Here is a 21,002-nt window from a genome sequence, read left to right as displayed (position 1 = left end):
CGACGGCAAGACGACCACATCGGTCCGCTATATCGCCCTCTCCAAGGTGCTGACGCCCAACAAATTGGCTGAGACGGTTCGTGCCCACTGGACGATCGAGAACCAGTTGCACTGGAGCCTTGATGTTGTCTTCCACGAGGATGACGCCCGCACCCGAAAGGACAACGCGCCACAAAACCTGGCCGTCATCCGCAGGCTCGCCCAAAACATCTTGGCTGCCCATCCCCTCGACAAACCAATCGCCAGCAAGATGCGCAGGGCCAACTGGAGCAAAGACTTCTTCTATGAACTCTTTACTCATATGCGATAGCCCTGCCATCAAGGGGAGGTAAGGCGCCGCGCTTTACGCTCAAACACTGGTTTAGCATTTCATGAATGTCGCAGGCATGCAGCGACGGCAGGCTGGCACGACGCTCTAGCTCCCTCGATGGGGAGGTCGGCGCGAAGCGGCGGGCGGGGTGAAGCGCCGACGTCAGCTTAATTGATACTGGCCGTATGCGCCGACTCGGCTTGCTTGATGTCCGTCGTGTACGGTACGCGATAGCCATTGGCAGCCAGCCATTCGATCACCGCTTTTGGCTCGTCGGTCTGGATGATGGTGGCGCCGCGATCGACCCAGAAACCCCAAGCCTCGCGCGGCAGGCTGGCAGCGACCGCCAGCTCGTCGCCACGGCCGCCGGCAAGGAAGCCGCCCGGCTTGTTGACGATGGCATAGGTATCGGCCCAGAGGTGCCAGTCGCCGCGGACGGCTGTAGCCCGCATGCGCGTGCTGAACAGCGGGCCGCCGTTTGCGGTCAGCGTCTCGGCGCCGTTGCGCCAGTTGATCAGCTCGATAGCGCGTGGCGCGAACGCCTTGTCGACCTCGCCGGCAAAGGCGGCATCGTGCACGGCGTCATCGGCAAGGATCGGCATGAACTGGAAGCCGCCGCCCGCCTGGGCGAGCGCGGCCTTCGCGGCTTCAATGCGCGCCTGGTTCCACAGGTTCTCCTTGACGATCACCTGATCGGCCATGCCGAGATCGCGGGCAACCGCGATCATGCCGGGCAGGTCCGTCACCTCGAGCTTGTTGTCGAGATTGATCAGGATCCTGTCCTTGGTCGTCAGCAGCATTTCGCGCAGCGTCGACACCGGCTCGCTGGTGACGGCGCCAGTGCCCTCGATCACCAGCCGGCACTTCTTCAGCTCCGCCAGCGTATATTCCACCACCTCGCCCTTGCAGTTCGTGGTACGGTCGAGCCAGCTGTCATGCATGATGACGAACGCGCCGTCCTTCGAGCGCCTCACATCGACCTCGACTATCTCGGCGCCGCTCGCGATCGAGCCCTCGACCGCGGCAAGCGAATTCTCGGCATAAAGCGTCTTGCCGGCCTGCATGCTGCCGGCCCGATGCGCCGCGATCATCACATGGTCGCGCCACTGGTTGGCGTGTTCGAAGCGGTCGAGGATTTGGGCGGCGCGCGTCTCACCGGCTAAGGTTTGACTCGAGGCAGTCGCAAGCGCGGCAGACAGAAGAAGGCTCAGCCAGAGTGTTCGCATCGGGGAATCGCTCCGTTCCGGGTCGGGACCCGGTTAGGCGATGCCCATGACAGGGAGGTGAACGAAGCCGGCTAGCTGTTTGCTCAAATCCGTTTGGCGAGGCGTCATGGCGAGACAAATCCTGTGCTGCCGTGGCACTCCTCGAGCGCCGCTCGATATCGGCAAGCTGTGACTGGCAAGTTGCGTGCCGGTTCTGTAGTTGTGGCTCCCCGATGACAACCGAGGACCCGTAATGGCGAACCAAGAGATCGACCACGCCTTCACCGCCCGTTCCAAAACGGGGGCGTCGCTCGAGCCGACCTATGCCGGCGCGCTGTCGTTCATGCGGCGCAAATATACGAAGGATGCGAAGGGCGCGGACGCCGTCGTGTGGGGCATTCCCTTCGACGCCGCGGTCACCAATCGTCCCGGCGCGCGCTTCGGGCCGCAGGCGATTCGCCGCGCCTCGGCGATCCTCGACAACGATCCGCAATATCCGTTCTCGCGCGACCTGTTCGAACAGCTCGCCGTGGTCGACTACGGCGATTGCCTGCTCGACAGCGGCAACCACCAGAAGACGCCCGGTACGATCGAGCGCGAGGCGGCCAAGATCCTGAGCTCAGGCGCATTTCTTTTGACGCTCGGCGGCGATCATTTCGTCACTTGGCCGCTGCTGAAGGCGCATGCAGCGATCCATGGGCCGCTGGCCCTGGTGCAGTTCGACGCGCATCAGGACACCTGGCCGGACGACGGCAGGCGCATCGATCACGGCTCCTTCGTCGCCCGCGCGGTCAAAGAAGGCGTCATCGATCCAGACCGCTCGATCCAGATCGGCATCCGCACCCATGCGCCGGACACGTTCGGTATCAAGATCATCTACGGCCATGAAGTCGAGGAGATGCGCGCCTCCGACATCGCCTACGCGATCGTGGAGCGCACAGGCGGCAGGAAGACCTATCTTACCTTCGACATCGATTGCCTCGATCCGGCGTTCGCGCCGGGCACCGGCACGCCTGTGGCCGGCGGCCCGTCTTCGGCCAAGATGCTTTCGACGCTGCGCCAACTCGGCCAGATCGATATTGTCGGTGCCGACGTCGTCGAGGTTGCGCCGGCCTATGATCATGCCGATATTACGGCGATCGCCGGATCGATCATCGCCATGCACTATCTCGGCCTGGTGGCCGAAAGGAAGGCGCGGCTCGACGACCTGAACAACGGCACTCATGCCGTACTACATAACGCTCAAGGCATATAGCTCTGGAATCGCAGGGATTTTGGCAACCGATGAAACCGAAAATCTTCATTGACGGCGAACATGGCACGACAGGCCTACAGATCAGGGCGCTGCTGGCCGACCGCGGCGATCTGGAGATCATCTCCATTCCCGCCGACCGCCGCAAGGAAGCCGCCGCCAGGGCCGAATTCCTCAACGCCGCCGATGTCGCGATCCTCTGCCTGCCGGATGCCGCGGCCAAGGAAAGCGTATCGCTGATCGAGAACGATACGACCAAGGTCATCGACGCATCGACTGCGCATCGTGTGGCCGAAGGCTGGGAATACGGCTTTGCCGAGATGGACAAGGATCAGGCCAACAAGATCGCCAGCGCAAATCGCATCGCCAATCCCGGCTGCTGGCCGCAGGGCCCTATCGCGACGCTGCGTCCGCTGGTCTCGGCCGGCCTGCTGCCTGCCGATTTCCCCGTCACCGTCAACGGCATCTCCGGCTATTCCGGCGGCGGCCGGCCGATGATCGAGGACTATGTCGGCAAGGGCGAGGACGCGCCTGAATTCCTGCCCTATGGGCTCACGTTGCAGCACAAGCATGTGCCGGAGCTCAGGACCTACGCGAAGCTGTCGCACGATCCGATCATGCAGCCCGCCGTCGGCAATTTCGCGCAAGGCATGATCACGGTGGTGCCGCTGCAGTTGGGCGGCCTCGACCGTGTGCCGAGCGGCGCCGAGCTTCATGCGGCGATCGCCGATCACTATGCGTCGGTCGGCGGCGGCGTGGTCGAGGTTGCGCCCTATACGCATATGGAGCGCATGCCGGAGATCGATCCGGAGGCCTATAACGGCACCAACCGGATGAAGGTCTATGTGTTCGCCAATGACGAGCGGGCGCAGGCGCTGCTTTTGGCCGTCTACGACAATCTCGGCAAGGGTGCTTCCGGCGCTGCCGTGCAGAATCTGGACCTGATGCTCGGCATCAAGCACTGAGCGACAATGCGCAAGGCGCGCCTCAGCCTCTGACGGCGATCTCGGTCGGCAGCGGATAGGCACCCTTGGTGCCGCGCCAGTGCGCGGCGGCGAAGCCGAGCACGATCAGCGCGACGCCTTGATGGGTGAGCGCCATATGCAGTGGCACCTGCATCAAAAGCGTGCCGATGCCGATCGAGGCCTGCGCCAGCACCAGCAGGAACAGCAGCGTGGCGCGGCGGGCATGCGTGGTGCCGGGCTGACGCCGCCAGGTGGCGATCATGTGCCAGAGCGCCACCGCAAAGAGCGTGTAAGCGCCGAGCCGGTGCACGAACTGCACAGTCTTGGGGTTCTCGAAGAAATTCAGCCAGGCGGGTTTCAAGAGCAGGAGATCGGCCGGGATCACCTTGCCGTCCATCAGCGGCCAGGTATTGTAGGAGAGGCCGGCGTGGAGGCCGGCAACCAGGCCGCCGAGATAGATCTGGATCATTGCCAAGAGCACGATCGCGCCGGCAAGCCGCTGGGTCGAGCGGTCGGCGGTGCGCTCGGAGTGCGGCGCCAATCCTCGCGCGACAACCATGGTGGCGGTGAAGATTAGCGCCGCGAGCGTCAGATGCGTCGCCAGCCGGTACTGGCTGACCGAGACACGGTCGACCAGACCCGAGGCCACCATCCACCAGCCGATGGCGCCCTGCAGGCCGCCGAGCAGAAGTATACCTAGAAGCTTCGGCCCGAGGCGGCGTTCGATGCGCCCCGTCGCCCAGAAGAACAGCAGCGGCAAGGCGAAGACCGCGCCGGCGCTGCGGGCGAGGATGCGGTGCACCCATTCCCACCAGAAGAGCGACTTGAACGCATCTAGGCTCATGCCCTTGTTGAGCTCTGTATATTGGGGGATCTGCTGGTAGCGCTGGAACTCTTCCTGCCATTCGGCATCGTTGAGCGGCGGGATCACGCCGTGGATCGGCTGCCATTCGGTGATCGACAGGCCGGAACCGGTGAGCCTTGTGGCGCCGCCGACCAGCACCAGCGCGGCCAGCACGACCAGCACAAAATAAAGCCAGCCGCGCACCAGCGCGCGGTTGTGCAGATCGCGGTCGCGGGCGGCGTATGGGGCCGTGGTGGTTATGGCGGCCATGGGAGTTTCCCGGCAGTTGAAATCGCGGGATTGGTGGACCATGGCCGCCCGGCTGGCAAGACCGGACAGCGCGGCACGCCGTCGCGCCGGCCCGCGGCGGTTGCGCCCGCTCCCCAATCGGCCTAAGCGAAGCGGGTCAACGGGACCGCGACATGCCCATTCGCCTGAGAAAGCTGATCGGAACCATCCTGCTGGTGGCGCTGGTCGTCATCTACGCGCTGATCGCCTCGGCCATCGCGGTCACAAGGCTCGCCGAATACGGCTCCTTGGCGCATTTCCTGTTCTTCCTGCTCAGCGGCCTGTTCTGGGTGCTGCCGGCGATGGGCATCATCAAATGGCTGATCCTGGAGCCGCCTCAGAAGGGCTGAGCGCGGCCGCGCCAACGCTAACGTGATTCATACGTGATTGCGCATTGGGACTAACTTGCCTGGCTTGACCGCATGGCAGGGAGGGCTTGCGTCATGCCAAAAGCCTCGTTCGCGGGATTGATCCTGATCATCGCCTGCATGGCGGCCTCGATGGCAGCCGCCGAAACCATCAACGTGTCGGACGATCATGGCGGCAGCGTCGCCGCGTACAGCCAGCGCTGGAAGGGGCTCGCCGCGCGCGGCGTCAATGTCCGCATCGTCGGCAAATGCCAGTCGGCCTGCACGGTGCTGCTCGGCTACATTCCCCGCAGCCGCATCTGCGTGATGCCTGCGGCAAGCTTCGGCTTCCATCTGGCGCACCGCACCGACATGACCGCCGTCTTGTGGAATGCCTATGCTGCCGACATCCGAGGCTGGATCAACGCGCATGGCGGGCTTGCGTCGCAGCTCAAATGGATGAGCGCGCCGGACACCTACCGCTATTTCCACAGATGCTGACGCCCCTTCGGGCTAAATGGTGACGACCATCTTGCCGGCATTGGCGAGCGGCGTGGTCACACCCGACAACATCGTGCGGATATGGGCGACGCTCTGGTAGCGGCCGTTGACGGAGATGCGCGGCAGCGCATGCAGGAAACCGGCATGCTCGGCTCTCAGGACGCCATGCCGGGTCGTCACCGCCGAGACATAGCCGGCATCACGAGCGAAGCCGACCTCGCGGCAGCCGACCGCGCTGGGATAACCGTAGGGGTAAGCGAAGTGGCGCGGCTCTGCGCCCAGCCGTTCCATGAGGATACGGCGGACGTCGCCGATCTCGTGACGCGCTTCCGCCTCGGACAACCGCTTGAGGTTGCGGTGGTTGACGGTGTGCGCGCCGATCGTCACCAGCGGATGGGCGGCCACCTTGCGAATCTCATCCCAGCTCATCAGGGTGCCGGGGCGGCCGGTGCCGAGCTCGATGCCGTTGGAGCGCGCCAGTTCACGCAGCGCGGCGCCCTGCTCTTCCTCCGGGACCTCCAGGGTCAACCACGCGTTCAGCCTTGCAATGGTCTGGATCTTTCGGCCGGGTGTCGAGCAATCGACGACCGTCGATCCTCTCGCAGTCTTCAGCGTCAGGTGCGAGCCGGTGTCGACGATATCCTCGATGACTTCCCACCACAGGTCGACGGCACCGTCGATCAGGCCGGGCGCGACATAGATGGTGATCGGCGCACCGTGCTTCTCCAATACCGGCAGCGCCTCCGTCATGTTGTCGCGATAGGCATCGTCGGCGGTGATGGTGGCGAACTGGCCGTGTTTGCCGCCCGCTTCGATGCGTTCGATCGCTTCATCAAGGGCAACAAAGGCATAGCCCCTTTCCTTCATGTCGGCGATCAGCTTGTCGAGGAAGGCAGGGGCGATGTTCAGATGGCGATTGACGCTGTTCGGCTTCTCGGGCGTCGCGGTCACGCGATGCAACATCAAGATGGCACCGATGCCGCCGACAAACGGCCTCGCCAGCGGAGCGAGACCGGTGTAGCGGGCAACGTTCAACGCCAGCTTCCGGATTGCCTCGGCCCCGTCGATCATTCCTTCACCTTTTGCGCCTAGGCTCATCCAAGGACCTACGCGAACCCCAGGTTGCAACCAATACGTCTTAAGGATTGAGGGATGGTTGACGCCGCCGCGTCATTTGACGGCAATCGCGTCGCTGCCAACGAAGCGCCGGCGCGTGCGCCTGCCTCGAGCCGAGGCAGACTGACGGCGGCGGTGACCGACGGCACCGGTCTTGCGGGCTATGCAGAATTCTGCGCTTCGGCGCTGTTTGCTCCGGCGCAGAGCGCGTCCTGGGTGAGCAACTGGGCGGCCAAGACCAAAGCCGATATGGCGGTCGCCACGCTAAGCATCGAGGGTCGACCGGCTCTTTCGCTGGCGCTGGAAGTGGTCCGAAACGGCCCGTTCCGCGTCGCTCGTTTCACCGGCGGACGTCATGCCAACGGCAATTTCCCCGCAACCGACCCGCGGCTTTTGCCTGCTGTAAACGGTCCTGCGATCCGCTCCCTGCTCTCGCCAATCGCCACGGCACGGCCCGACATCGACCTCGTTTCACTGGAGCGGCTGCTGCCCGATCTCGACGGCACCGCCAACCCGCTCGCCGCGTTGCCCAATTTTGCGAGCCCTAACCTTGCGCTGGCCGTCGACCTCGATGGCGGCTTCGAGGCGCTGCTCAGCCGCGCGAGCGGCAAGCGGAAGCGCAAGAAGCACCGCTCGCAGACGCGCAAGTTCGAGGCCGTCGGCAGCTTCCGCCGTATCGAGGGGCGAAGCCGCAAGGAGGTCGACAGGTTGCTCGACGCTTTCTTCGACATGAAGCAGGCGCGCTTCGCCAAGATGGGCATCGCCAACGTGTTCGGCGATGAAGGCGTGCGCGCCTTCTTCCGGGCGCTGTTTGCCGATGCGCTTGCCGAGCAGGAGCCATCCTTCCTGCTGCACGGGCTGGAGGTAGCGGGAAAACTTCGCGCCGTTACCGGCTCCAGCCGCTCAGGCAAGCGCCTGATCTGCGAGTTCGGCGCGATCGCCGAGGATGATCTCGCCTTCACCAGCCCCGGCGACTTCCTGTTCTTCGACAACATCCAGGAAGCCTGCGAGCAAGGCTTCGGCCTCTATGATTTCTCGGTCGGCGACGAGCCCTACAAGCGGCTCTGGTGCGACATTGAGGTCCAGCATTTCGAGGTGCTGATGCCGCTGACGCTGAAAGGTCGCGTGCTAGCCACAGGGTTACGGCAAGGCGCGCGGGCGAAGGCCTTCATCAAGAATAGTCCGACGGTGTGGAAACTGACCAAGAGCTTGCGCCGGAAGGCTGCCGGACAGGCCGCCCCTATTGTTGCCGAGGACGACGCCTGACCGTCGTCCGCCAGCGCGAGACTCAAAATCCGAGCGCTTCGCGGGCGATATCTGTTCAGGCCGCCGACCGGCGTCCGGGCAACGGATCTCCCGGTTCATGGCCAACCGGCGTGACCAGCGTGACATCCGGATAGCCGTTCTCGATCAGCTTGATCGCCGCCTGCGTCACCTCGTCATCGGCTTCAAGCATCGACAGGAAGACTTCCGTGCCATCGTCGACCAGTCGGCCAATGCCTTGTGCGTCGGCAGGGCCGCATTCGACGACGACGAGGTCGTAAGCCGTGGTCAGCGACTGCATGATGATCGGCAGCCGGTCGGCGGCGCGCATGGCGCGGATAGGATCGGCGGTACCGACCGGAATCACATGCGCGTCCGAATAGAGATCGGGATGGATGACGTCGCTGAACTGCGCCTCGGAGGCCAGCAGATTGGTGATGCCGGGAAGCAGTCCGCTGTCCAGCATCGGGCGCGAGGCGGCGCCCGAGGCGGTGAGATCGAGCAGGAGCACCCGGAGGCCCGCATCCGACACTTCGCGCGCCACCAGCACGGCGGTGGCGGCGGCCTCGTCGCCTTCCGGGGAGACAAAGATGGCGCGCGCGGCACCCGAGGCAATCAGCTTTTCCGCCGCCTTCTCGACATCGATCTCGCCAAGCCTCGGCTGCCATGACCGGCGCGCTTCGGGCTGTGCCGGGTCTGGTGGATCTACCGGCTCGGCAGGCGCTGCCTCCATGACGGTGCCCTGCCCGATCCGCTCGTCAGCGACGGAATCGTCGCTAGCTTCATCCTCGGCATCGGCGAGCGCCGGTTCGGTGCGCGCCACCGGCATCGCCACCTGTTCGATCGGCTCGAATCGGGCTCCGGCGGCCGCACGCATGGCACGGCCGGAGAACAATTCCCTCAGAAGTGTGCTGATCGCCATCAGCAGCAGCGACGCGGCGGCGGCAGCACCAGTGATCGGGCCGATCTTCGGGAAATACGGTTCGGTCGGCACCTGTGCTTTCGAAAGCAGACGGGCGTCCACCGGCAGATAGTTGCGGTCCGCGCGCGAAGCCGCCTCGCGGTAGCTTGCCATATAGGATTCGAGCTGCTGGCGCTGGGCATTGGCGTCGCGCTGCAGCGCATCGAGCTCCACCTGCTGCTCGCCGGCACGGGCCGAAGCGGCTTTCAGCGTGTTGACCTCCTGGACCAGCTGGTCCTCACGAGCCTTGGCGGTCTGTGCCTGAGTCGCCAATCCCTTCAGGATCTTCTGCGCCTCGTTGCGGATCTGGCCGTTGAGATCGGCAAGCTGCGACTTCAGCGCCCGGATGCGAGGATGGTTGTCGAGCAGCGTCGTCGACAGATCGGCAATATTGGTCCTGAGCTCTACCTGCCGCTCGAGCAGGCGCTGGATCAGCTCGGAAGACAGAACTTCCGGCACGCTGTCCAGCGTGCCGCCATTCTGCAGCGCCTTGCGCACGCTGTCGGCGGTCGCCTCTGCGGCGGCGCGGTTGGCGCGCACCCGTGAAAGCTCGCTCGACAGTTCCGAGAGCTGCTGCGTCGCGAGCACCGAATTGTTGCCGCCCATCAACAGGTCGGATTGCGCGCGATAGGCGGCAACCTTGGCTTCGGCATCCTTCACCCGGTTCTGCAGATCGGTGATTTCCGGGCCAAGGAAGCCTGTGGCGGCGGTGTTCGATTCCATCTTCGCACTGCCCTTTGAGGCAAGGTAGGCCTGCGCAATGGCGTCCGCGACCTGGGCGGCGAGCTTCGGATCGTTCGAGGAGAACTCAACGGCGATTACGCGGGATTTTTCAACGCCGTAGACGTTGAGCTTATCGTGCATTGCCTTGAGCACGCGCTCCTCCGGCGGGATGTCGAAGGGATCGCTCTTCAGCCCGACAAGCACAAGCGCGCGACTGAGCGCCGACATCTTCAGCGCTTCGTCGAATTCCGGCAGTTTTTCCAGGTTGAGGTCCGAGGCAACCTTCTTGAGGATATCGGGCGACGATATGATCTGGACCTCGGTGGCCACCGCCTCCTCATCGGTTGCCGGCTTGTCGTCGCTGGTTGTGCCGGCCGGCCGAGTGAAGACCGATTCGCGCGGCCCGATCTCCAGCTTGGCCACTGCCTTATATTGCGGCGTGGCCAGCCAGGCGAAGGCAAACGCCAGCCCGGTCACGACAAGCGCGACGAGAACAATACGCAGCCAATTCCTCGCCAGGCTGGCGAAGAGCTGTCTCAGGTCGACATCGACATCTGCGGCCGCGGACTGAACGGACATGCATCCTGCTCCGAACTTTGAGTCGAGGATGGACCGTAAACAACTATGGTAACTCAGCCGTTAAGATCAGGATGCGTACTTATTAGAACCCACTCAAAGAACGTCCTGCGAAAGCAATAGAACAATTGGGTTTTTTGCCAGCAGCCGATGAGTCTAAGGCCCATCCTTTACCGACCATTAACCCTAACAGGATGATAACGGGCGCACTCCTGGGGTTGGCCGCCTCACCGGTGGCGAGAGCGACGAAGGTTCGTGTCCGATCATGAAAAGCACTGCTCATCTCTTTCGCGCCATGCTCGCCTTGTCGCTGCTTACCGGCTGTTCCAGCTACCGGCCGGCGCCCGCCGCCTTTCATGAAGTGCTCGACCAGCCATACAGACTCGGCGCCGGCGACCGCATCCGCGTCACGGTGTTCGAGCAGGACGGGCTGACCAACACCTACAGCGTCGACCAGTCCGGCTACATCTCCTTCCCGCTCGTCGGCGCCGTGCCGGCGCGCGGCCACACCGCCCAGCAGCTCGAGAAGGAAATCGCCGATAAATTGCGCCAGGGATATCTGCGCGATCCCGACGTCTCGGTCGAGATCGACCGCTACCGGCCGATCTTCGTCATGGGCGAAGTCGGTGCCGCAGGGCAATATTCCTATGTGCCCGGACTGACGGTGCAGAAGGCGATCGCGATCGCCGGCGGCTTCACACCGCGCGCCAACCAGGAAAGCGTCGACATCACCCGCGACATCAACGGCAAGGTGATGACCGGCAGGGTGCAGACATCCGATCCACTCCTGCCCGGCGACACCGTCTACGTCCGCGAACGCCTGTTCTGAAAATCAACGTGGCGGCTCACCTTCGGATCGTCCACTGCTTCCGCTCACCTGTCGGGGGAATCTTCCGGCATGTGCGCGACCTGACCGAGGCGCAGGTCGCCGCCGGCCATTCCGTGGGTATCGTCTGCGATTCGACCACGGGCGGCGACTATGAGGAGCGGCTGTTCGGAGCGATGAAGGAGCGCCTGGCGCTCGGCATCCATCGCACGCCCATGCAGCGCCATATCGGACCGGGCGACATCGCCGCGGCCTGGCGCACCTATCAAATCATCAAGGAATTGCGGCCGGACGTGCTGCACGGGCATGGCGCCAAGGGTGGCGCCTATGCCCGTCTGTTCGGCTCACTGTTGCGGGTTTCAAGGTCTCGCGTGGCCCGCCTTTATTCGCCGCATGGCGGCTCGCTGCACTATGACGAAACGACGGCCACCGGAAGGCTGTTCTTCGCGCTGGAGCGTTTCATGGCCCGCTTCAGCGACTGCCTTCTGTTCGTTTCCGATTATGAGCGGACAACCTATCGACGGAAGGTCGGCGAGCCGCCCATCCCCAACAGGCTGGTCTATAACGGCCTGCGGGCCGTCGAGTTCGAACCGGTGGCGCCGGCGGCCGATGCGGCCGATCTCATATACATCGGCATGATGCGCGATCTCAAAGGCCCGGACATCTTCATCGACGCGCTGGCGCGGGCCGGCAGGGCGCTCGGCCGCCGGTTAAGCGCGGTGATGGTCGGCGCCGGCGACGACCTGCCACGCTACCACGCTCAGGTGGAGCGACTAGGACTTAAGGGCCATGTCCGCTTCCTGCCGCCGATGCCGGCCAGAGAAGCCTTCGCCCTGGCCGAGTTGATCGTCGTCCCGTCCCGCGCGGAAGCAATGCCCTATATCGTGCTCGAGGCGCTGGCAGCCGGCATGCCGATGATTGCCACCGCCGTGGGCGGCATTCCCGAGATCTTCGGCGAAGACTCCCCTGCCCTGATCCGGCCCGATGCCCGCCAGCTCGCCGACAGGCTCAGAACGGCTCTCGACGATCGCGGCGCCTACCGCAAGCTGATGCCGCAGAACCCCGAGTTGAAGGCGCGATTCGGGGCCGACGTGATGGCGGCCGAGATCGAGAAGGCTTACTTCGCGGCGCTAAAGCTTTAGACTTTACTAATCTGCAATCGGCGTGAAAAAACCGCCAGTCGTCGCAAGCAACAACACGCATTCAAAGCCACCTGTTGTTTCAAGGCTTTCTTAGCTCTCTTTTGCTATTCACTCGCGCGAAGCTCGCGGACAATCCCCATGAACGAGATCGACCCCGCGCACCGCTTTTCGATCGAGGCGGTGCGCAAATTCGACGGCCCTGCCGAAGCTCAAGTGCCCGGCATCAATGACGTGGCGCGACAGGTCGCCTCGCAGTACCGGCGCGATACGATGTCGCCGATCATGGTCAGCGGCGTGCTGCGCATGGTCGAATTCGCCGTGCTCTTTGTGTCAGGCATGTGCCTCTATTTCTACTATGTCGGCTTCTTCAACTATCTCGCCTGGCAATATCCGCTGACGATCGCGGCAGCTTCGTTCCTGGCGGTGGTGCTGCTTGACGTCAGCGACAGCTACCAGATCGCGGCGCTGATGCGCCCCCTCGCCAATTTCGGCCGCGTGCTCCTCGTCTGGGCCGGCACCTTCGCGCTGATGGCTCTCACGGCCTTCGCCATGAAGGCCTCGGAGGACTATTCGCGCCTCCTGTTCGGCAGCTGGTTCGTGGTCGGCTTTGTGCTGATCTTCGGGCTCAGACTGGTGATGTCCAGGCTGATCAGGCGCTGGGCGCGCGACGGGCGCATGGAGCGCCGCGCGGTCATCGTTGGTGGCGGCAAGTCGGCCGAAATGCTGATCCGCTCGGTCGAGAAGCAGCCCTATAACGATATTCGCATCTGCGGCATCTTCGACGATCGCGGTGACAAGCGCTCGCCGCCGATCGTCGCCGGCTACCCGAAGCTCGGCACTATTTCCGAGCTGATCGAGTTCGCCCGCATCGCCCGCATCGACATGCTGATCGTATCGCTGCCGCTGACGGCCGAATCGCGCGTGCTGCAGCTTTTGAAGAAGCTCTGGGTTCTGCCGGTCGACATCCGGCTCTCGGCGCATTCCAACGCGCTGCAGTTCCGCCCGCGCGCCTATTCCTACATCGGCTCGGTGCCGATGCTCGACATCTTCGACAAGCCGATCAACGACTGGGACTCGGTCGCCAAGCGTAGCTTCGACATCATCTTCTCGCTTGTCGGCATCATCGTCTTCTCGCCGGTGATGCTCGCCACCGCGATCGCCATCAAGCTCGACAGCAAGGGGCCGGTGCTGTTCAAGCAGAAGCGCCACGGCTTCAACAACGAGGTCATCGAGGTCTACAAGTTCCGGTCGATGTACACCGACAGGTCGGACCCGACCGCCAAGCAGACGGTCACCAAGAACGACCCGCGCGTCACCCGCGTCGGCCGCTTCATCCGCAAGACCTCGATCGACGAGCTGCCGCAGTTCTTCAACTCGCTGTTCGGCTCGCTGTCGCTGGTCGGGCCGCGCCCGCATGCGATCGCCGCCCAATCGCACAACCTGCTCTACAACGAGGTGGTCGACGGCTATTTCGCCCGCCACAAGGTCAAGCCCGGCGTCACCGGCTGGGCGCAGATCAACGGCTGGCGCGGCGAGATGGACACCAATGAAAAGATCCGCATGCGCACCGAATACGATCTCTACTACATCGAGAACTGGTCGATGCTGTTCGACCTGCGCATCCTGTTCCTGACACCCGTGCGCCTGCTCAATACGGAAAACGCCTATTGAGCGCGCTCGCGCAGGAGTTGCCGGCGGACGCGGTCAACCAGTTGCCGCCTCAAGCGGTCAACCAGTTGCCGCCTCAGGCGGTCAACCAGTTGCCGCCACAGGCGGTCAACCAGTTGCCGCCGCAGGCGGTCAACGCAAAGCTGATCGCGCTGATCTCGTCGGCCGCTATCGTCGTCGGCATCCTGCTTTCCGGCTTCGTCATCAGCGAGCCGGCACCCTACGAGCTCTACATGGCCGGGCTGATCGCCGTCTGGGCGCTGTTCGGCCTCAGAATATCGCGAGCGATATTGCCGCTGCTGGTGCTGTTGGTGGCGATGAACATCGGCGGCATGATCGCGATGACGCAGATGGCGGATCTCGCCAACACGCCGCTCTATCTGGCGGTCTCGCTGTTTCTCGCCTTCAGCGCGGTCTTCTTCGCCTCGGTGACATCGGTCCAGCCTGACCTCTACCGGCTGATCTTCATCGCCTATGTGGCCTCGGCTGTGGCGACCTCGCTGCTCGGCATCGCCGGCTACTTCCATGCCTTTCCGGGCGCGGAGATGTTCACAAAATACGACCGCGCCGCCGGCGCCTTTCAGGACCCGAACGTGTTCGGTCCGTTCCTGGTGCTGCCCGGCACCTACCTGCTTTATCTGCTCTTGACCGGCCCGGTATCGCGCATGCCGCTTCTGGCGGTGCCGCTATTGAGCATCACCGCCGGCATCTTCTTCTCCTTCTCGCGCGGCGCCTGGGGCATGTTCGCGGTTTCGGCGGTGCTGCTCACCGCTTGCCTCTTCCTGCAGAGCGCCAGCGGCATGTTCCGCCTGCGGGTCGTGGTGATGACGATCGCCGCGCTCGCGCTGCTGATCATCGCCATCCTCGTCATCCTGCAGCTGCCCGGCGTGTCGGACATGTTCACCCAGCGCGCGCATCTCGAGCAAAGCTACGATACCGCGCGCCTCGGCCGCTTCGCACGCTATACGATCGGCTTCCAGCTGGCACTGGAACACCCGTTCGGCATCGGCCCGCTGGTCTTCGGCACGATCTACGGCGAGGACACGCACGACATCTGGCTGAAGGCGCTGATGGACTATGGCTGGCTGGGCTTCGTCTCGTTCCTGACGCTAACCCTGTGGACGATCTGCGCCGGCTTCCGCATCCTCCTTCGCGCTCGTCCCTGGCAGCCCTATCTGCTTTGCGCCTATGTCGCCTATCTCGGCAATATCGGGCTCGGCACCTTCATCGACATCGATCACTGGCGCCATCTCTATCTGCTGCTCGGGCTGATCTGGGGCGCGAGCGCGCTGGAATACCGGCACCAGAAGGAATTGCGGTTGGCGCGCGCCGTCCCTGCTGCGGCACTGTCATCGGCGAATTAGCCGCCGAATTCGGTTGACCCGCACGGGGTTATCACGATACATCGCCACCCGGTCCGGAGTGTAGCGCAGCCCGGTAGCGCACTTGACTGGGGGTCAAGGGGTCGTCGGTTCGAATCCGGCCACTCCGACCATTTTTCAAGCCTGAGACTTGCCCCCCAGAAGTCCCCTCCAATCTCCTACTGGCACACGTCGACCCATTTGGCGTCTACAAGTTCGGCCATCCGCTGCGGCGCAATCCGCACGGCGGCATTCGTCGCGCCGGCGGCGGGGACGACCTCGTCGAAGGCTTTGAGCGTCACATCGCAAAAGACCGGCAGCGGCGCCGGCAGACCGAAGGGACAGACGCCGCCCGGCGGGTGGCTGGTCGCGGCAAGCACCTGTTCGCCGTCGAGCATGCGCGGCTTGCCGCCGAGCGTGTCCTTGCATTTGCGGTTGTCGAGCCTGGCAGTGCCGCTGGTCACGACCAGCATGGTCTCGTCGCCGACGCGCAGGCAGATGGTCTTGGCGATCTGCGCCGGCAGCACGCCATGGGCGTCGGCCGCCAGTGCCACGGTCGCCGAGCTCGCTTCGGTGACCAGCACCTCGATGTCGGGTGCATGTTCGGCAAAGAAGGCGCGGACCGATTCCAAGCTCATGAGCGAAACCTCAATCAGGCATGTTGGCCAGTCGATGCCGCCGAATCGTGGCAGCGGCCGGGATTGCCGCATGGCGCGCCGGCAGTTGGCAAGGGCCAGGGGATCATCTGTGGAAGACGCAAAAAAGCCCGCCAGGGCGGGCCATGGCGGGCTTTTTTCGCGGACGCTTCAGCGTCTCTATTGCTGTGTGGGCCAATTCTCTTCGGTCGGCATCATGATCAATTCCTCTTCCGGCACCTGCAGCGCGGAAGCGATACGCCTGAGCTTGGCGGGGTCGGCGTCTTTGCCGTCCTCGATGTCGACGATCTCGCCCACGGCCAGGCCGCAGGTCAAGGAAAGCTCCTCAATCGTATATCCCCTCGTTTCGCGGACGGCTTTCAGCGGATTGAGGCCGGACGCGGCAATAATGTTGTTGGAAACAGCGTTTCTTGCGGTGTTGGGCATGGCAACTCCTTGGGATGAAACAACACAGATGAAATGTGGCGTTGCCTGAGACGGGCGGGAGAATGGCCGTTAACGGATGATTTGCCAAGAGGCCGTTTTGGCCGTCACGCCATCGTGACCGTGGTTCATCGGCTGGGAGCCGAGGCCGCAGGCCACCGACATGTAAGGTGGCGCGAGGCCCAATCAAGATCTTTTGAAGCGCCGAAGGCCGCACCCGCCGGCATTTAGCCCACTCCGATTCGTTAGCTCTCCGTCGCTTGCCGGAAGGCGGGCGACGCCAGCCCCTTTGAAGAGGATCGGATTCCATGAAACTGAAGCTATTCGCTATCGTACTCGGCATGATTTCAGGCTTTGCGGGCGCCGCTCAGGCGGACACCGTGCGCTTGCGCGGCACGGTGGTCGACCTCGCCGGTACGACGCTGACGGTGAAAGCCCGCGACGGCAAGACCGAAACGATCACCCTTTCCCCCGACTGGATGATCTCCGGTGTCGCCAAGGCGTCGGCCGCCGATATCAAACAGGGCGATTTCCTCGGCATCGCATCGGTGTCCAAGGCCGACGGCGGCAGCGGCGCGCTGGAAGTAGTGATCTTCCCGGCGGCGTTAAAGGGAACCGGAGAAGGCGACCGCGATTGGGATTTGCAGCCCAACAGCCGAATGACCAACGGCACTGTCGCCGACGTGACCGAGGTCAACGGCAGGACCGTGACGCTGACCTACAGCAATGGCCAGAAGAAAGAGATCGCCATCCCGCAATCGACGCCGATCGTGAAATTCGCGCCCGCTGCGCCTGCGGATCTCAAGCCAGGCATGACCGTGTTCGTCAGCGCCGAGCGCGGCAGCGGCGGCAAGCTCGTTTCGCGCCGGGTGGTGGTCGGCAATCATGGCGTGGCTCCGCCGATGTGAGGCGCGCAGCTGACGCATCAGGCTCGAAAAGCATGATGTCGAGCCGTCCATGCGCGCCCGCAAGAGCGCGCGGCGCGATCGTGGTTCGCCAGAAACAATCCAGAAACAAAAATCTACAGTCCGGAAAAAGTGTCGAAAAAATCCAGGAGGATAGTGCCGATCGCGGGGCTTGGGTCACCGATTTGGTCCGGTGAACTCCGGAACGCCCGCGTAAAAGGAAACGAAATCATGAAGAAGTCCCTCCTCTCCGCGCTCGGGCTGGCTCTGGCCCTGGCATTCACCATGCCGATCCTCGGCACGACCAGCGCCGATGCGGCCCCGGTGGTAAAGCACCACCATCACAAGCATCATCGCCGGCACCATCATCATCATCACCACCACCATCATCACCACCATAAGAAGGTGGTTGAGAAGAAGGCCTGATCCTTCCCACCTGCCGATGGGAAGACAGGCCTTCATTGTATTGGTCGCGCAAGTCTTCCCATCGGAATTTTTCGCTTCGTGGGACAAGCCTCTCCTTTGAGCACCCGCTGTCCCCTGATGAGCGCGCAGCCGGGTTCGATCGCTTTTCAAGCGGTCCCGACCTCTTGCCGCATCAAGTCGCCACTGCCCAACGAGCGCTTAGCGCTGCTGGCAGATCCGGCACCTACGGTAATCCCTGAACCCTGACACCTTCACAGCAATGCTCGCCAGGCGACAAAAATCGCGCGGGCCATGAACCTTTCCATTGGAGGCCGCACCAAGCGGTCATGGACGCCACTAAGGCGTTCCTCAACCCGACCGGGACGCCAGAAAGCGCTCCCAGCAACCAATGGAAGGAAATGCTCAAATGACCAACTTCAAGCGTATCTCGCTCGCCGCCGCCTTCGTCGTCTCGGCTTTCGGCTCGGTTTCCGCGCCGGCCTTTGCCGGCACGCATCCGACCGGCGACGGCGGCGCGGTCTGCAAAGGCTCCGGCTCCTGTCTGGTGCTGCAGCTCGATTGTAAGGGCACCTACACCGACGCCACCGATAAGAACGGCACCGTCTACGGCAAGTGCAGCCAGGTCATGAAGGTCGATCCTAAGAGCCGGATCAAGCTCGCGAACTGATCGAAGCCGGAGCCCACTCCATCCCGATTTCATCCGGTTGGGCTCTCGTGCTGACGGAATGGCGGCCGGCGCGAACGGTCGCCATTTCTGTTTCGCAGCCCGGGGTCAGCGCCGGCTGATCAGAAGGCCGGCAAGCAGGCCGACCACGACCAGTCCGACGGCGGCCACGGTGGCCGGATGCTCGCGCGCGGTGTGCTCGAGCGCCCTGCTCCGGCGCCTGATTGCCGGCAGCGCCTCGTGAAAGCGGTCGGCGAGCTGCGAATAATAAACGGACGCCGCCTCGCGGCCGTCCTCGTAATAGGTGTCGCCGCGTTTTGCCAAGGCTTTCCTGACATCGTCAAGTTGACGCGAGAGCGCCGCGACCTGCCTGTCCAGATCGAGATCGGAAAGGGTCGAAAACCACGCCATGCCTGATGTCCTTCTCTTGCAGAGAAGGGCTAACGCATGGATGCGACAGCAGTTCCGGCTGTCAGGGACGCCGGCCGTCCAAGCCGCGGGAGCGGCAACCGAAGCTCAACGCACCTGGTCGAGCAGGCGCTTGCACTCCAGAAGGTCGAAGAGCGCCTCCTGCAGCAAGGCCCGGTTGTCGCGCGACAATTTCGAGGAGTCCGGCTGCACGGGACCTTCGTCGTCTCCCTTGCCAAGGCCGAAGAAACGGCGGCTGGGCTTCACCTTGGGCTGACCGACCAGCGCATCCTCGTCGCCGCGCGGCTGGGCAGCCGCGGTCAGCGGCACCTGCTCGGCCTGGCGGCGCTGCGCGATCGCCTCGACGGCTGCCATGTCGCCATTGCCGATCGCGACCAGGAAATGGTTGCCGTTCTCGCGCAACAGCTTCTGCACGCCTTTGATCGTATAGCCCTGATCATAAAGCATGTGCCGGATGCCCTTGATCAGTTCGACATCCTGCGGCCGGTAGTAACGGCGGCCGCCACCACGCTTCATCGGCTTGATCTGGTTGAAACGGGTTTCCCAGAAACGCAGCACGTGCTGCGGCAGGTCGAGATCTTCCGCAACCTCGCTGATGGTACGGAAAGCATCGGGGCTCTTGTCCATGGGCGAATCCTCACGCTGGACCGCAATCCGGAGTTGATCCGAATCGCACCTTATTTCAGCGGTTTATGAAGCGATATTCAAGCCCGGCGTCAAAGGGGCCGCGGTTTTCAACCGGCATTCGAGGGTTACTTGACGCCCTTGGCCTTGCTGTTCTGGTGCGAACGCAAGATGCGGTTCTTCAGCACGTTCGAGGATTTGAAGGTCATCACGCGGCGCGGCAGGATCGGCACTTCTTCGCCGGTTTTGGGATTGCGGCCGATGCGCTCATTCTTGGAGCGGACATGGAAAGTCGCGAAGGAAGACAGCTTCACCGTCTCGCCGCGAACGATTGCTTCGCAAATCTCATCCAGGACGGCCTCGACCAACTCGGCCGATTCAGTTCGCGACAAACCAACCTTGCGGTAAACGGCTTCGGCTAGGTCGGCACGCGTCAGTGTCTTTCCCCCCATGCGACCGTCCCATCAGCTCAAAAACATAAATCGATACAGGCAGCGGCAGAGCCTAAGTAATTGATCCGGCAAGGTCAAGGACCGAACCCCCGCGTTCGGCACTTACCAGCGCAGCAACACCGCGCCCCAGGTAAAACCCCCGCCCATCGCCTCGAGCAGAACAAGGTCGCCCTTCTTGATGCGGCCGTCGGCGACAGCCACCGACAAAGCGAGCGGCACGGAGGCAGCCGAGGTATTACCGTGCAAATCGACGGTGACCACGACTTTCTCTTCGGCTATCCCGAGCTTCTTGGCGGAAGCGTCAATGATCCGTTTATTGGCCTGATGCGGCACGAACCAGTCGAGGTCTTCCGCCGTGATGCCGGCCTCGGCGAAAGTGGCCTCGATAACGTCGGTGATCATGCCGACCGCGTGCTTGAAGACCTCGCGGCCTTCCATCTTGAGATGGCCGACCGTTCCCGTGGTGGACGGGCCGCCGTCGACGAAGAGTTTTTCCTTGTGGACGCCATCCGAACGCAGGCTGGCGGCCAGCACGCCGCGATCGGCGATGTTGCCAGCCCCTTTCGCCGCTTCGAGCACCACGGCGCCGGCGCCATCGCCAAACAGCACGCAGGTCGAGCGGTCGCTCCAGTCGAGGATGCGCGAGAAGGTTTCGGAGCCGATCACCAGGACGCGTTTTGCCAGCCCGCCGCGGATATAGAGATCGGCGGTGGCGACCGCATAGACGAAGCCGGAACACACGGCCTGCATGTCGAAGGCGAAGCCGTGATGCATGCCGAGGCGGTTCTGGATTTCGACAGCCGTCGCCGGGAACGTGTTATTGGGCGTCGAGGTCGCCAGCACGATCAGGTCGATATCGGCTGGCGTCAGGCCGGCGCTGTCGAGCGCGGCGCGCGCCGCCGCCTCGCCCAGCGAGGCCGTCGTCTCGTCATCGGCCGCGACGTGGCGCTGGCGAATGCCGGTGCGCTGGACGATCCACTCGTCGGAGGTCTCGACCATGCCTTCGAAATCGGCATTCTTCATGATGCGGCGGGGCAGCGCGGCACCGTTGCCGCGCACAACTGATCTGATCAAG

23 protein-coding genes and 1 tRNA gene are annotated in these 21,002 nt (G+C 63.5%); 14 read left to right on the top strand and 10 right to left on the bottom strand.

Annotated elements, in window-relative coordinates:
- On the top strand, window positions 1–310 hold a 310-nt coding region (locus A9K71_RS22175), incomplete at its 5' end, for an ISAs1 family transposase (RefSeq protein WP_156752739.1).
- Between the two features lie 167 nt (window positions 311–477).
- Here A9K71_RS22175 and A9K71_RS22170 read toward each other — a convergent pair.
- A complete protein-coding gene (locus A9K71_RS22170; RefSeq protein WP_067000833.1) occupies window positions 478–1,536 on the bottom strand; it encodes a glycerophosphodiester phosphodiesterase family protein in 1,059 nt (352 codons plus the stop codon).
- A 232-nt stretch (window positions 1,537–1,768) separates the two neighbouring features.
- Between A9K71_RS22170 and speB the strand changes: the two genes are divergently transcribed.
- Together speB and argC are read left to right on the top strand one after the other, a co-directional pair.
- Window positions 1,769–2,770: an agmatinase gene (speB, locus tag A9K71_RS22165; RefSeq protein ID WP_067000830.1), complete on the top strand. Its 1,002-nt coding sequence runs from the start codon at window positions 1,769–1,771 to the stop codon at window positions 2,768–2,770.
- Window positions 2,771–2,799: 29 nt separating this feature from the next.
- A complete protein-coding gene (gene argC / locus A9K71_RS22160; protein ID WP_067000827.1) occupies window positions 2,800–3,732 on the top strand; it encodes an N-acetyl-gamma-glutamyl-phosphate reductase in 933 nt (310 codons plus the stop codon).
- Window positions 3,733–3,754: 22 nt separating this feature from the next.
- On the opposite strand, the gene A9K71_RS22155 is transcribed toward argC, so the two are convergent.
- A complete protein-coding gene (locus A9K71_RS22155) occupies window positions 3,755–4,846 on the bottom strand; it encodes a COX15/CtaA family protein (RefSeq protein ID WP_082980634.1) in 1,092 nt (363 codons plus the stop codon).
- Between the two features lie 152 nt (window positions 4,847–4,998).
- On the opposite strand from A9K71_RS22155, the gene A9K71_RS22150 reads away from it, so the two are divergent.
- Window positions 4,999–5,214: a DUF2842 domain-containing protein gene (locus A9K71_RS22150; RefSeq protein WP_067000821.1), complete on the top strand. Its 216-nt coding sequence runs from the start codon at window positions 4,999–5,001 to the stop codon at window positions 5,212–5,214.
- A 93-nt stretch (window positions 5,215–5,307) separates the two neighbouring features.
- Window positions 5,308–5,712, top strand: coding sequence for a hypothetical protein (locus A9K71_RS22145; protein WP_067000818.1), 405 nt, complete (start codon window positions 5,308–5,310; stop codon window positions 5,710–5,712).
- A 12-nt stretch (window positions 5,713–5,724) separates the two neighbouring features.
- On the opposite strand, the gene A9K71_RS22140 is transcribed toward A9K71_RS22145, so the two are convergent.
- Window positions 5,725–6,783: a polysaccharide deacetylase family protein gene (locus A9K71_RS22140; protein ID WP_067000815.1), complete on the bottom strand. Its 1,059-nt coding sequence runs from the start codon at window positions 6,781–6,783 to the stop codon at window positions 5,725–5,727.
- Window positions 6,784–6,864: 81 nt separating this feature from the next.
- Here A9K71_RS22140 and A9K71_RS22135 point away from each other — a divergent pair, with 81 nt between their 5' ends.
- Window positions 6,865–8,094, top strand: a complete 1,230-nt coding sequence (locus A9K71_RS22135; RefSeq protein WP_067000811.1) for a GNAT family N-acetyltransferase — start codon at window positions 6,865–6,867, stop codon at window positions 8,092–8,094.
- 55 nt (window positions 8,095–8,149) lie between these two features.
- Here the strand turns inward: A9K71_RS22135 and A9K71_RS22130 are convergent, their stop codons facing one another.
- A complete protein-coding gene (locus A9K71_RS22130; protein ID WP_067000808.1) occupies window positions 8,150–10,354 on the bottom strand; it encodes an exopolysaccharide transport family protein in 2,205 nt (734 codons plus the stop codon).
- A 262-nt stretch (window positions 10,355–10,616) separates the two neighbouring features.
- Between A9K71_RS22130 and A9K71_RS22125 the strand changes: the two genes are divergently transcribed.
- The 5 genes from A9K71_RS22125 (at window position 10,617) to A9K71_RS22105 (ending at window position 15,482) form a co-directional block, all read left to right on the top strand.
- Window positions 10,617–11,180 (top strand): polysaccharide biosynthesis/export family protein, encoded by a 564-nt coding sequence (locus A9K71_RS22125; protein WP_067000804.1) that lies wholly within the window; start codon window positions 10,617–10,619, stop codon window positions 11,178–11,180.
- Window positions 11,181–11,188: 8 nt separating this feature from the next.
- On the top strand, window positions 11,189–12,319 hold the full coding sequence (locus A9K71_RS22120) for a glycosyltransferase (protein ID WP_067000801.1): 1,131 nt from the start codon (window positions 11,189–11,191) through the stop codon (window positions 12,317–12,319).
- A 138-nt stretch (window positions 12,320–12,457) separates the two neighbouring features.
- Window positions 12,458–13,990 carry an undecaprenyl-phosphate glucose phosphotransferase gene (locus A9K71_RS22115; RefSeq protein WP_067000798.1) on the top strand — a complete coding sequence of 511 codons (1,533 nt, stop codon included), beginning with the start codon at window positions 12,458–12,460 and terminating at the stop codon, window positions 13,988–13,990.
- A 113-nt stretch (window positions 13,991–14,103) separates the two neighbouring features.
- Entirely contained in the window at window positions 14,104–15,351 is a 1,248-nt protein-coding gene (locus A9K71_RS22110) for an O-antigen ligase family protein (protein WP_156752743.1), read from the top strand.
- 54 nt (window positions 15,352–15,405) lie between these two features.
- A tRNA-Pro gene (locus A9K71_RS22105) sits at window positions 15,406–15,482 on the top strand.
- A gap of 45 nt (window positions 15,483–15,527) precedes the next feature.
- On the opposite strand, the gene A9K71_RS22100 is transcribed toward A9K71_RS22105, so the two are convergent.
- The gene (locus A9K71_RS22100) at window positions 15,528–15,986 is read right to left on the bottom strand and encodes a YbaK/EbsC family protein (RefSeq protein ID WP_067001008.1); all 459 of its coding nucleotides are present in this window, start codon (window positions 15,984–15,986) and stop codon (window positions 15,528–15,530) included.
- Window positions 15,987–16,163: 177 nt separating this feature from the next.
- Window positions 16,164–16,430, bottom strand: a complete 267-nt coding sequence (locus A9K71_RS22095) for a helix-turn-helix transcriptional regulator (protein ID WP_067000795.1) — start codon at window positions 16,428–16,430, stop codon at window positions 16,164–16,166.
- Window positions 16,431–16,735: 305 nt separating this feature from the next.
- Between A9K71_RS22095 and A9K71_RS22090 the strand changes: the two genes are divergently transcribed.
- The 3 genes from A9K71_RS22090 (at window position 16,736) to A9K71_RS22080 (ending at window position 18,425) form a co-directional block, all read left to right on the top strand.
- Window positions 16,736–17,335, top strand: a complete 600-nt coding sequence (locus A9K71_RS22090) for a hypothetical protein (RefSeq protein WP_067000792.1) — start codon at window positions 16,736–16,738, stop codon at window positions 17,333–17,335.
- A 228-nt stretch (window positions 17,336–17,563) separates the two neighbouring features.
- Window positions 17,564–17,758: a hypothetical protein gene (locus tag A9K71_RS31720; protein ID WP_127246941.1), complete on the top strand. Its 195-nt coding sequence runs from the start codon at window positions 17,564–17,566 to the stop codon at window positions 17,756–17,758.
- 406 nt (window positions 17,759–18,164) lie between these two features.
- Window positions 18,165–18,425, top strand: a complete 261-nt coding sequence (locus A9K71_RS22080) for a hypothetical protein (protein WP_067000787.1) — start codon at window positions 18,165–18,167, stop codon at window positions 18,423–18,425.
- A 105-nt stretch (window positions 18,426–18,530) separates the two neighbouring features.
- Here A9K71_RS22080 and A9K71_RS22075 read toward each other — a convergent pair whose 3' ends face one another.
- The 4 genes from A9K71_RS22075 to A9K71_RS22060 form a co-directional block, all read right to left on the bottom strand.
- On the bottom strand, window positions 18,531–18,833 hold the full coding sequence (locus tag A9K71_RS22075; protein WP_067000784.1) for a DUF883 family protein: 303 nt from the start codon (window positions 18,831–18,833) through the stop codon (window positions 18,531–18,533).
- A gap of 105 nt (window positions 18,834–18,938) precedes the next feature.
- Window positions 18,939–19,478 carry a MerR family transcriptional regulator gene (locus A9K71_RS22070; protein WP_067000781.1) on the bottom strand — a complete coding sequence of 180 codons (540 nt, stop codon included), beginning with the start codon at window positions 19,476–19,478 and terminating at the stop codon, window positions 18,939–18,941.
- Between the two features lie 125 nt (window positions 19,479–19,603).
- Window positions 19,604–19,927 (bottom strand): integration host factor subunit alpha, encoded by a 324-nt coding sequence (locus tag A9K71_RS22065; RefSeq protein WP_067000778.1) that lies wholly within the window; start codon window positions 19,925–19,927, stop codon window positions 19,604–19,606.
- A gap of 102 nt (window positions 19,928–20,029) precedes the next feature.
- A complete protein-coding gene (locus A9K71_RS22060; RefSeq protein WP_067000775.1) occupies window positions 20,030–21,001 on the bottom strand; it encodes a beta-ketoacyl-ACP synthase III in 972 nt (323 codons plus the stop codon).
- Window position 21,002: the final 1 nt, after the last annotated feature.

Origin of the sequence: Mesorhizobium sp. WSM3873 (assembly GCF_001672445.1) — a bacterium.
Classification (GTDB): domain Bacteria; phylum Pseudomonadota; class Alphaproteobacteria; order Rhizobiales; family Rhizobiaceae; genus Mesorhizobium.
Note: the sequence above shows the minus strand (reverse complement) of the source record. Positions and strands in the feature narration are given on the sequence as shown.